The organism is Halalkalibacter oceani (genome assembly GCF_023715705.1).
GTDB classification, from domain to species: Bacteria; Bacillota; Bacilli; order Bacillales; family Bacillaceae_D; genus Halalkalibacter; species Halalkalibacter oceani_A.
Genome location: NZ_JAMBOS010000008.1, coordinates 58,251 through 69,949 on the forward strand (window position 1 = coordinate 58,251; position 11,699 = coordinate 69,949).

The following is an 11,699-nucleotide window of genomic DNA, read 5'->3' on the forward strand; positions in this document are numbered from 1 at the left end:
AGGGAGACGATGAAGCAATTATCGAAGGACCTGATTGCCGGGGATGGAAATGCAGAGTGCTTTCGAGCGGATCACCTGTCGGAAAAGGTGGTTCAGTTTGGAGAGGGGAACTTTTTAAGAGGCTTTGTCGACTGGATGATTCATCAGACGAACAAGCAGCAGCTGTTTAATGGCAGAGTCGTGGCGATCCAGCCCACTCCTCACGGCAAGGTCGTCCCGAAATTGGAGGAACAGGACGGTTTGTATACGTTTGTCATGCGGGGAGTGGAACATGGGCAGGAGGTTGACAAAAGTGAAGTGATTTCCTCGATAGCGCGCGGGATTAACCCATATACAGACTGGCAGCGGGTACTGGAAGTCGCTGAAAATCCGGCGATCGAAGTTATGTTTTCCAATACGACTGAGGCTGGGTTGACCTATATGGCAGAGGAGTATCGGCAAGAGCTGTCCCCGCTTTCTTTCCCGGGCAAAGTAACTGCGTTTCTGCATCATCGATATAAGGCCTTCAATGGCTCAGATGATGCCGGTTTGCTGATCGTTCCGTGTGAGCTTGTGGAAGACAACGGAACAGTTTTAAAAGAGCTCGTGATCCGCATCGCCAGAGAATGGGATTTCCCGGAGGATTTTGTAAAGTGGGCGGTGCGCGCCAATCAGTTCTGCAACTCATTAGTCGACCGGATTGTCACCGGCTTTCCGAAAGAAAACAGTGACGTCTTTTTTGAGCGGCTGGGCTATCAGGATGTGCTCTTAACAGTGGGGGAGCCGTATCATTTGTTTGCGATTGAGGCCGGCAGCGATGCCGCTGAGCTGCTCCCATTTACGAAGGCCGGATTGAATGTGAAATGGGGAGATAGTTCAATTTACCGTGATTTAAAGGTCCGCTTATTAAATGGCGCTCATACGATGATGTTTGCGGCAAGCTATTTAGCCGGGAGAGATACCGTGCTTGAAGTGATGCGGGATGAAACGCTGCTCAAGTATGTCGAGACTGGAATGAATGCCGAAATTATGCCGTATCTCGACGTGGAGGAGCAGGAAAAGCAGAGCTTTGCCGCCTCCGTGCTCGAGAGGTTTCGTAACCCGTACACGAGGCATATGCTAACAGACATCGGGATGAACGCAGTCTATAAATTCCGGGCACGGGTGATGCCGTCCCTGCTTGCGTATGTCCGGCGCGAGGGCACTTTACCGCGGATGCTCGTGTTTTCCCTTGCCGCTTTGATCATCTATTACCGTCCTGTGCGGCGTGATGGTGATTTTCTAATCGGAAGTCGGCAGCGGGGCGAGGAATATGTGATTCGCGATAATGCTCAGGTGATTGAATGTTTTTATGACGCCTGGACCCGCTATGAAGAGGACACGGTCCGATTAACGGAAGTACTGCTTCAGCAAAAAGAGCTGTGGGGGATAAATGTACTGACAATCGCCGGCCTGAAGGAGGCGCTACAGCAGGATCTTACCAATTTTATGCAATATGGGGCAAGGACAAGCCTTGAACGGCTGCTAAAGGACACGTAACCACTGTTTCCGCCAATCCTTGTCAAAATTTGACGAATAAAAAAGGTAGGATCTTCGCTCTTTTTAGCGAACTTTAGTAAGGAGTAAGACTCTCTATCGCTTCCAGAACATGCTTCCATCTGAATCTATTTTTTTGAAAGGACGTGTGTGCATTGGTCGATAAAAAAATCCTCTATTCTTTTTGTGTTCGTAAATGGGAAGAGCTAGAACAAAAGGATGGCGAGTATCATCCCGCTAAACATGATCCTATTGTGCTAAAGGCGGCCGGGAGGAAGTTTGGGATTACGCCGGAAGAGGCCGGAATTATTTATGATCAAGAGCTTGCCGTGCTAACTGAAAATGCGATTACAGGAAAAAGCAATTATGTCCTCACACCGAGATTAAAGACTATTTTGGATCGGGAGAGAAAAGAAAGATTTAGTTGAACATAAGCATGAATTTGAGATCCCAATAAGGTAGACAGTGACATCGCTGTTTACCTTATTGGGATTTTTTATGTGTTTGGTAGAAATAGAGCAGATGTGTTGTTCATGAGTGAGTCCTGAACACGAATGCATCACCTGTAATGTTACCGCTGTTGGCGACGATACCCGGCTGTCTTCACCGGCGTTTGGAGGGGGATTTTCATCTCATTTTTGCAAATCATCGGGTCAGCTTCTACTGGCTGTCCCAGCGAATAGTGGCAGCATCAATCACATAGCGGGCATTGTCGACGGGCACGATTACGCTTCAGGCCGGGACGAAAATTCCTGATCGGAGAGCCTGCGGACCGAACATAACGAAAAGTTATCACGGCTGATAACATGTTTGTATTATTAAAAATATTCTAACTTATCTATAATGAAGATAACGCAGGGCAGCAGGAACGAAAGGGGAGAAATCAGTGAAGCATAAAGTGTTGATGATGGATCGAGTTTCGCCGAAAATGGAAATGCTCAGCCGGGAATATGTAAATGAACAAACGGAAATCATTTTTTGCAAAAACGACAGGGACAGAGAGGAGCATATTGCGACAGCTGATGTCCTTGTAACGTTTACAAATGGAATATCAAAAGATTGGATCGAGAAGGCCGAGAGGTGCCGTTTTATCCAAAAGCTTGGAGCCGGGGTGAACAATATTGATATCAAGGAAGCATCAAAGAGAGGAATTCCGGTTGCGAATACGGTGGGCCTGAATGCTACTTCAGTTGCTGAGCATACGGTGATGCTAATGCTTGCCACCTATAAACATCTGGTTCAGGCTCACACTGCCATCGCAAAAGAGAGCAGGTGGTTAAAAACAGAGTTGAGGGATCGTTCATACGAGCTTTCCTATAAAAAGATCGGACTGATCGGCTTTGGAAACATTGGTAAGAAGGTCTCACAGTTGCTCTCGGGATTTCAATGTGATGTCTCGTATTTTGATATTCTCCGGCTAACGGAAAAAGAGGAAGAGGAATTAGGGATTTCCTATAAAACGGTCGACGAGCTAGTAACATCATGTGATGTGATCTCCTTACATGTACCGTTAACTGAAAAGACGAGGCACCTGATTGACGAAAAGAAGCTGGCAATGATGAAGCCGGAAGCGATTCTGGTCAATACATGTCGTGGCGGGATCGTTGATGAACATGCGCTCTATCAAGCTTTGAAAAGCGGGCGGCTGACTGGCGCTGGCTTAGATGTATTTGAAAATGAACCGATTGATCAGAGCCATCTCTTAACCGGATTGCCAAATGTCATAGTAACCCCTCATATCGGAGGTGGCACCAATGAGGCAATGGAGGCCGTCGCCAGTGAAGCCTATTACAATATTAATGCTTTCCTGTATGAAGGGGCACTGGGCGATGTCAAAAATGTTGTGAATCGCGAGGCAGTAGGTTCACTTCGCTAAAATGTAAGCGCTATCAGATGAGGAGGTAAAAATGAAGAACCCCAAACATGATGAAATGATTCATCTGCTGCGAAATCACCGATCAATTCGGGAGTTTCAGCCCAAAAGAATTCCGTCGGACCTGATAAATACTGTACTGGCCGCCGGACAATCGGCTTCATCCTCCAGTCACGGACAATCCTATACGATTATTAATGTGACGGATGACAAAAAGAAGCGTATGCTGGCTGATTATGCAGGTAAACAAAAGCATATCAGGGAATGTTCGAATTTCTTGGTTTTTTGTGCGGATCTGCATCGTCTCGAACAGATAGCCTCCCTTAACAGTGTCAATATGAAAGAGGTGATTGACAGCACCGAGATGTTGCTGATTTCCACGATTGATGCTGCGCTTGCTGCTCAAAATGTGGCGATAGCTGCGGAATCACTTCAGTTGGGAATCGTCTATATTGGCGGTATTCGCAATAACCCGGAGCCGGTTAGTGAACTGCTTGAACTACCTTATCGGGTCTATCCGGTATTTGGGATGTGCATTGGCTACCCGCAGCCGGATAAAATCCCGGATCGTAAGCCGAGGCTGCCGTTGGCGGTAGTATGTCACGAAAACAGATATTCTTCGTTTGAAGATGTTTATCCAAAGATTCAACTCTATGACGAAGAGATGAGAGACTACTATGCCAGCAGAAGTGATGGAAGACGGTCCGATACGTGGTCCGGAGCGATGCTCGATAAAAGAAAGGTGCCAAGAAGAATGTTCATGAAACAGTTTCTTAATGAGAGGGGCTTCTCTTTACGTTAAAACGAATAGTACATGTAAAAGGAGGATTTTGATGGATAACAAGTATATTGCGTTCGGAGCAGTCATTTTTTTGGCATTACTTTTGATGGCAGGATGTGGAGGCGGTAACGAGGGGGTCAGTGGGGAAGGATCAGATGATTTTCCAAGCTCGACGATTAATTTATCGGTTCCTTTCTCGGCAGGTGGCTCGGGCGATATTATGGTTCGGGAAATCGCCAGAATTATGAGTGAAGATCTTGGAATGGAACAGTCCATCGTAGTGGAAAACCGCGATGGGGGCAGCGGAGCCGTGGCAATTAATCATATGCTCGGACAGCCGGCAGACGGATATACGCTGCTTAACCAGTCCTCGACTGCCCCTTTGACGATGGCTTCCGGAGGACTGGAATTTGGTCCGGAGGAATTAGCGCCGATCGCTTCGATGGTTTCTAATTATCAGACATTATCCGTTTTGGCAGACAGCCCATTTGAAACGATTGATGACTTGATTGAAGCCGCAAAAGAAAACCCGGGGAGTATTAATGTCGGCTCCTCCCAAACCTATGGAGCGAATCATGTATTTCTGTTGAAGTTTATGCGTGAGGCAGATATTGACCTTAATTATATTGCCTATGACGGTGGGGGAGAGGCTCTGACTTCATTGCTCGGTGGGAATACCGATGTACTGGCGTCTTCAGGAGAGGTTGTCCAGGAACAGGTCGCGGCGGGAGAGGTGCGCATGCTTGCCATTTCCAGCGCGGAAAGAGTAGAGGATCATCCAGACGTTCCAACGTTTGCTGAATTAGGGATGGCATCATTGGAAGATGAATTAATCTGGCGGGCCTTCTTTGTCCATCCTGACACACCTGAGGAAATTCAGGAACGCTGGGCTGATATTTTAAAGGAAGTTGCCGAAACGGAGCGGTTTAAAGAATATGCCGAAAATACGAATCAGGATATTTACTTTACCAGTGGAGAAGAATTTAAAGAGATTTATTACAACTACTATGAAACGGCAAAGGAGCTTTTTGACGCGTTAGACTAGGTACGTGCCGGTCATATGTTTAGAGGGGCGGTTATGAAACGGCTCCTCTAAACAGACTGTGTGCCGGATGTAATCTGAATTATGCCCAGGAAGTGGAGGAGATAGTGATGAGCTACAGGCTTGCAACGTACCTCTCTCTTTTATTTTTAGCAGGTCTCGGTGTGCTGTTTATGTATACGTCGCTCCAATTTAATGATAGAGCAAGCGGTCAAATTATCGGACCGGCGTTTTTTCCGCAGCTTGTAAGTGGACTATTAATTTTCATGTGTATCATCAGTGCTTTTACGACATGGAGAAAGGAAAAAACGAGCGATGATACGTTAAATATCCCACAGCTGAAATATATTCTGTTTACAATTGTTGCTCTCGTAATCTTCGTTGCCTTATGGGATGCATTCGGTTTGTTTTATCTGTTTGCTCTTTTGTTTCTGTCCAGTCTGCTTTATGTCTATAACCGGAAGGACAGTACGAAGAAGCGCATCCTAAAAGCGGTCGGTCTTTCTATCGTCATCGGGCTGTTTATCTACCTCGTATTTGAAAAACTGCTAAATGTAATTATTTAACAACGACGTGGAGGATCTATTATGGACTTTATGCATTTTGACTTCAGCTTGTTGTTTAGTTGGGAGATTTTATTTGCGATTGTGTTAGGAACACTTTACGGTCTGCTGATTGGCTCATTGCCTGGTCTTGGTTCAACGGTAGGGATCGCCCTGCTTCTTCCCGTTACGTATTCAATGTCGCCGGTGGCAGCGATTATTATGTTAGCTGCTGTTTATCAGGCGGGGGAGTATGGTGGTTCGATTTCTTCAATCGTCCTAGGTGTACCGGGAACCCCGTCGGCAACAGCGACTGTTTTAGACGGTTCACCGATGGCAAAACAGGGAAAGCCAGGTGAGGCATTGGGGTATTCGATTACAGGGGCCTTAATAGGTGGTGGGATCGGGGCCATTATCTTGTTGACCTTATCAATTCCCTTATCGACATTGGCGATCAGGTTCTCGGATCCGGAGTTTTTTTTATTGGGGGTGCTAGGGCTTGTTTGTGTGGCGGGGTTAAGCTCGAAGGATTTGCCAAAAAGTATCATTTCTGTCCTGCTTGGTCTGATGCTGGGGATGGTAGGGCTGGATGTGGCCACAGGCTCAGCCCGCTTTACGTTCGGAAGCTATGCGTTAATGGATGGGATATCAATGGTCGCTTTATTAATCGGAATGTTTGCCGTCGCGGAAGTGTTCAGTATGCTTGGGCAAAACTCGGATAAAAAAATTGTAACCGATACGAAAAACTTAAAAACAAAGATCACTTGGAAGCAATTTAAAGAAGTAAGAAAAACATATATCAAAAGCTCTTTTATCGGTGGATTTGTCGGTATCCTGCCGGGCTTGGGAGCGGGACCGGCTTCATGGTTCGCCTATACGGAGGCAAAAAGATCCGCTAAGAACCCGGATAATTTCGGTAAAGGCGAGCCGAACGGAATCGCTGCACCGGAATCGGCCAATAACGCAGCGGTAGGGGGCGCCTTAGTTCCTTTAACGACGCTTGGAATTCCGGGTTCTCCGGCAACTGCTGTTATTTTGGGAGCCTTCCTTATTCATGGAATTACGCCCGGTCCGAATGTGTTTGAAAATCAGCCGGATCTTGTTTACAGTATTTTTTGGGGGTTTCTAGTGGCGACGATCGCTATGTATTTTATTGGTAAATATACGACTCCTCTGTTTTCAAGTATGCTGAAAATGCCGGCTTTCATGCTAAGTCCTATCATTTTATTTATTGCGATTATGGGTGTTTACGCTTCCCGGATCAATTTATTTGATGTATGGATCGCTGTAGTGGTCGGTATAGCGGCCTACATTTTAAAGAAGCTCGACTTTTCTTTGCCGTCAATTATATTGGCATTTATTTTAGGACCGATTATCGAAACAAGTCTGCGCCGTTCATTGCTGATTTCCGGAGGGAATGTCGAGATCTTTTTTACACGAACGTACAGTCTGGTTATTTTATTGATTATTGTCTTGTTAATTGTGATGCTGGTCCTTCAATCGGTCAAGAAAAGAAAAAGCTCTCCTCCGAAAAACATGCAAGCATAATGCTGTGTTACCCGAGTCCGCTCCGAGAATGATCGTGAGTGGGCTTGCTGTGTTATGATTTTGTATGGATAAGGGGAGGAAGGAAGATGAAGCAATATCATTTATTTTTACTGGCTGTATTGTTTGTTACAACGCCGGTAGCGGCAGTCCGTCCAATGACATCGCTTTTTGTCGAGCATCTCGGGGCAAATATTTTTGAGATTGGGATAATTACTGCGTGTTATTCGTTCGCTCCTTTATTTTTGGCGATTTTTTCTGGAAGGGTGATTGATCGTATCGGCGAAAAGCTGCCTTTAATGATTGGAAGCATTGGGATGGGGCTTGGAATGCTATGTCCGTTTCTCTTCCCTACGACTGCGATTTTTTATCTTTCTCATTTGCTTTTGGGAGGCGGTCAGCTCATAGCTTTAGTCGCTGTCCAGAACGGGATTGCCCGCGGGGTTCCGAAAGAACAAAGAAATAAGGCGATTGCGACATTGACGCTGTTTACCTCCCTCGGGCTCATGCTCGGCCCGTTGATCGGGGGCTATTCCACAGAAAAACTGGGCTTCCAGTTTTCCTATTTACTTTTTGCCACCTTTTCTTTATGTCTTTTTGTGACGGGGCTGTTTGTGAAGAAGAAAACATTTGGCGAAGAAGACAAAAAGAAGGGGAAAGTACAACAGGAAAAAGTAAAAATAACAGATCTTCTCTTTATACCTGGTCTGAAACAGTCGATTATTATTAGCATGCTCGTTTTATCGGCGCTTGATATTTTTAATGTCTATTATCCTTTGTACGCAAGCTCAATCGGAATGAGTCCTTCGGCTATTGGGCTTGTGCTGACGACTCAGGCATTAGCAAGTGTCGTGACACGATTATTTCTGACGACGTTGATTCATCGGATGGGGATCATCAGGCTTTTGACGGTGTTTATGGTGATGGGGGCGCTTGCTTACGGTGCTTTGCCCGCCTTTGAAACGATCGCCTATATTCTGATCGTTGTCACGATCATCGGAACAGGGCTCGGGATGATTCAGCCTTTGACCATCATGCTTACTTATGATTTTTCTCCAAAAGACCGGACAGCGGAGGTGCTGAGCATCAGGCTGGCCGGCAACCGGCTCGCTCAGGTGATTATTCCGCTTATGTTTGCCGCGCTCAGTAATGTGACCGGGTTGGGCGTTATTTTTGTGATGAAGGCTATTTTACTAGGTGGCGGGGCGCTGCTTGGAAGGGGAATACAGAACAGAAGTGAAAAACAACCAGCTTCTTCGTCAAAGACTTGAGTCCTAAAGCAAGTGTTATAGCCTTGAGGGGAGGGGGCCTCCTCTCAAGGCGGCAGCGAGGTCAGGTTGGCGGATGTTTCTTTTATTTAGTCTGCATCGAGAAGGGGTCACGCTTTTTCGTTGATAAATTCACCATTACATTTTTTATATGAGTATACTCATATAACGCATGCCAGCTTCGTTCCCGTCCGTAGCCGCTCTGCTTTGTTCCCCCAAAGGGAGCCCCGGCCGCTGATGCGCGATACGTATTGATCCAGACATTGCCCGCTTCGATTTCTGCTGCAAGGCGGTGGGCCTTTTTTATGTCACGGGTCCAGATACCGGCAGCGAGACCATAAGGCGAACGATTGGCGATGGAGAGTGCCTCTTCCGGGTCATTGAAGGGGATGATCGTTAGGACGGGACCGAATACTTCTTCACAGGCAATGTTGATTTCTGGATTTTCAGTAAAGAAGATCGTTGGTTTTATAAAGTATCCATGCAAGCCGGCCTCCTTTGCTAGTTCTCCGCCGTAGAGCAGCTCTGCGCCTTCCTCTTTGGCTTCTGTAATCATCGATACGATCTTTTTCAGCTGGAGCTTGTTGGCAACCGGTCCCATATCAGTAGCAGGGTCAAAGGGATCGCCAAGCTGGATGGTCGCGGCTTTCCTGATCAGTCTTTCTTTGACGATCTCTACAATCGAACGTTCGACCAGTAAGCGCGATCCGGCTATACATGTTTGGCCGGTAGCTCCGAAAATACCGGCTATCGCCCCTGTCAGGGCGTCTTCCAAATCGGCATCAGCAAAAATAATATTTGGTGATTTCCCTCCCAGTTCAAGTGTAACGGGAATTAATTTGTCACTTACTGCTTTTGTAATTGCCCGAGCAGTTTGGGAGCCGCCTGTAAAACTAACTTTCGCGATTAGCGGATGACGGATCAGGGCGTCGCCGGCAGCCCCGTCCCCGGTTATGACATTGATCACGCCGGACGGGAAACCGGCTTGAATCGTGAGCTTCGCAAATTCGAGCGTCGATATACTCGCTTGCTCGGACGGTTTAATGACGACCGTATTTCCAGTCGCGAGAGCAGGGGCGAGTTTATTGGCAAGCAGTGATAAAGGAGAGTTCCAAGCCGTAATAAGAGCAACTGGCCCAACCGGCTCCATAATTGTATAATCAATCATCTCCCGGTTATCCATGGGGATAAAGTCACCGAGTAATTTATCGGCGTAACCGGCAAAATAGCGATAGTTTCTGGCAGAGAATAAAATTTGATTCTTTGTTTCTTTAAATAGCTTTCCGTTATCCGTTGTTTCAACCTGGGCCAAGTGATCAGCCTCTGCTTCGATCAGGTCAGCGAGGCGATGCATCAAAGTGGCACGCTCGAGACCATTTGTTTTCTTCCAGTCATGAAAAGCCAGATGCGCTGCCTCGACAGCTTCGGCTACGTCTTCTTTCGTTAAAGAAGGGATAGAGGCCCACACTTCCTGATTAAACGGATTGGAAGAAGAAATTGTCCGGCCGGACGAACTTTCTTTCCAATGCTCTCCTATTAAGGCTTTATAGATGTTCATATCCTTCCGCCTTTCTATATTCTTATTGATAAGGCCGGTGGTTGTTAGAGGGATGCTTCTTCTGTTTTGACTGTCTTTACATAGCGGCTGGCACTTTTGCCTGCCAATTTACCGAAAACGGCACCAGACATTAAGCCCGATCCACCGGGATAATTGTCATAGAACAGGCCGCCAATCAGCTCTCCTGCCGCAAAAAGCCCATGTATCGGGGTCGCGTCTGCGGTCAGCACTTCTGCATCAACACTTGCCAATAGGCCGCCGAATGAGAAGGTAATCCCGCATGTCACAGGGAAGGCATAGTACGGGGGCTGGTCAAGCTTCAATGCCCAGTTGCTTTTAGGCGGGTGAATGCCTTGCGTGCCTTTTCCATCCTTTTCATTCGGGTGGAAGCTGCCATCCTGGACGGCGTGGTTGTATTCGGTGATCGTTTTCAGAAAGGCTTCTTGATTGACGTCGATCATTTCGGCTAATTCTTCGATGCTGTCAGCCTGATAAGCGGTCGCTTCTTCAAGGTCGTATTCTTCACGGAGGAGCGGACGAACCTGCTGGTCATATACTTGAAAGGCCATCGCTCCAGGCTGTTTTAAAATCTCTCTACCATATTTGGCATAGGTGTAGTTTCTGAAGTCGGCTCCCTCGTCGACAAACCGCTCCCCGTCTCGATTAATGAGCAGTCCTAAAGGGTAGGAATGCTTCTTATAAATATCTCCCGGCTTGCTGAAATCACCCACTTTCGGTGCATTGTAGTCCGTTCCGATTGAATGGCAGCCTGACCAGTCGCCATGACGAGCGGCACCTGCCTTTAAAGCGATCTGTAAGCCGTCCCCTGTGTTATACTCGGTTCCGCGAACGATCGCCGCTTCCCATTCAGGCCCAATATGTTTTGCCCGCATTTCTTTATTCGCTTCAAAACCGCCACAAGCCAAAATGACACTATGGACGGGAAGCGTGATGATCTGATTCTCTTTCTCAACTTCTATCGCAGTAATTCTATCATTCTCTTTTTTTACATCGAGCGCTCTTGCTTCATACCAAATGTCAATTCCCAGCTCCTCGGCCCGTTTATTTAAGCTTTTAATAAGTCCCATCCCTATGTTATGAGTTTTTACCGGCAGCCCACCCCAAAAATGAAATTTTCCATCCTTTTTAAATGATTGATTCTTGTAATTTAATTCAAATGAAATGCCATGGCTGTGCATCCATGCAATCGTTTCAAATGATTTCGAAACGAGCTGTCTCGCTAAGGAAGGATTGCTTTTGTTGTTATTTACTCTCATCAGATCGTTGTAATAGTCGTCTGCTTGATAGGAGGGCATGTTGATTTTGGCTGCCTCTTCGTCAGTTATCTCAGGAATAATTTTTCTAATATCATCAATTCCGTGATAGGCGAAGCGGATCGCTCCGTCGGTAAAGTAGGAGTTTCCCCCTCGCTTATGCTTTGGTGCTTTTTCCAGCACGAGAACAGACAATCCGGTTTCTCGCGCAGATATGGCCGCGCATAAAGCGGCGTTTCCTGCACCGGCAACGACTACATCATATTTAACAGACATCCTATTTCCTCCTGTTCTATTTAGA

The 11,699-nt window shown here is 46.7% G+C and carries 10 protein-coding genes; 8 read left to right on the top strand and 2 right to left on the bottom strand.

What is annotated here, in order from left to right:
- Positions 1–9 precede the first annotated feature (9 nt).
- The 8 genes from M3212_RS10040 (at position 10) to M3212_RS10075 (ending at position 8,569) form a co-directional block, all read left to right on the top strand.
- On the top strand, positions 10–1,518 hold the full coding sequence (locus M3212_RS10040) for a tagaturonate reductase (RefSeq protein ID WP_251193832.1): 1,509 nt from the start codon (positions 10–12) through the stop codon (positions 1,516–1,518).
- 152 nt (positions 1,519–1,670) lie between these two features.
- Positions 1,671–1,943, top strand: a complete 273-nt coding sequence (locus M3212_RS10045) for a hypothetical protein (RefSeq protein WP_251193833.1) — start codon at positions 1,671–1,673, stop codon at positions 1,941–1,943.
- Positions 1,944–2,401: 458 nt separating this feature from the next.
- On the top strand, positions 2,402–3,391 hold the full coding sequence (locus M3212_RS10050) for a 2-hydroxyacid dehydrogenase (RefSeq protein WP_251193834.1): 990 nt from the start codon (positions 2,402–2,404) through the stop codon (positions 3,389–3,391).
- 31 nt (positions 3,392–3,422) lie between these two features.
- A complete protein-coding gene (gene nfsA, locus M3212_RS10055) occupies positions 3,423–4,190 on the top strand; it encodes an oxygen-insensitive NADPH nitroreductase (RefSeq protein WP_251193835.1) in 768 nt (255 codons plus the stop codon).
- A 31-nt stretch (positions 4,191–4,221) separates the two neighbouring features.
- Positions 4,222–5,214 carry a tripartite tricarboxylate transporter substrate binding protein gene (locus M3212_RS10060; protein WP_251193836.1) on the top strand — a complete coding sequence of 331 codons (993 nt, stop codon included), beginning with the start codon at positions 4,222–4,224 and terminating at the stop codon, positions 5,212–5,214.
- Positions 5,215–5,321: 107 nt separating this feature from the next.
- Positions 5,322–5,777 carry a tripartite tricarboxylate transporter TctB family protein gene (locus M3212_RS10065; RefSeq protein WP_251193837.1) on the top strand — a complete coding sequence of 152 codons (456 nt, stop codon included), beginning with the start codon at positions 5,322–5,324 and terminating at the stop codon, positions 5,775–5,777.
- Positions 5,778–5,798: 21 nt separating this feature from the next.
- Positions 5,799–7,301 (top strand): tripartite tricarboxylate transporter permease, encoded by a 1,503-nt coding sequence (locus M3212_RS10070; protein ID WP_251193838.1) that lies wholly within the window; start codon positions 5,799–5,801, stop codon positions 7,299–7,301.
- Positions 7,302–7,387: 86 nt separating this feature from the next.
- Positions 7,388–8,569: an MFS transporter gene (locus M3212_RS10075; protein ID WP_251193839.1), complete on the top strand. Its 1,182-nt coding sequence runs from the start codon at positions 7,388–7,390 to the stop codon at positions 8,567–8,569.
- A gap of 82 nt (positions 8,570–8,651) precedes the next feature.
- Here M3212_RS10075 and M3212_RS10080 read toward each other — a convergent pair whose 3' ends face one another.
- On the bottom strand, positions 8,652–10,124 hold the full coding sequence (locus tag M3212_RS10080) for an aldehyde dehydrogenase (RefSeq protein WP_251193840.1): 1,473 nt from the start codon (positions 10,122–10,124) through the stop codon (positions 8,652–8,654).
- A 44-nt stretch (positions 10,125–10,168) separates the two neighbouring features.
- The gene (gene tcuA / locus M3212_RS10085; protein WP_251193841.1) at positions 10,169–11,674 is read right to left on the bottom strand and encodes an FAD-dependent tricarballylate dehydrogenase TcuA; all 1,506 of its coding nucleotides are present in this window, start codon (positions 11,672–11,674) and stop codon (positions 10,169–10,171) included.
- Positions 11,675–11,699: the final 25 nt, after the last annotated feature.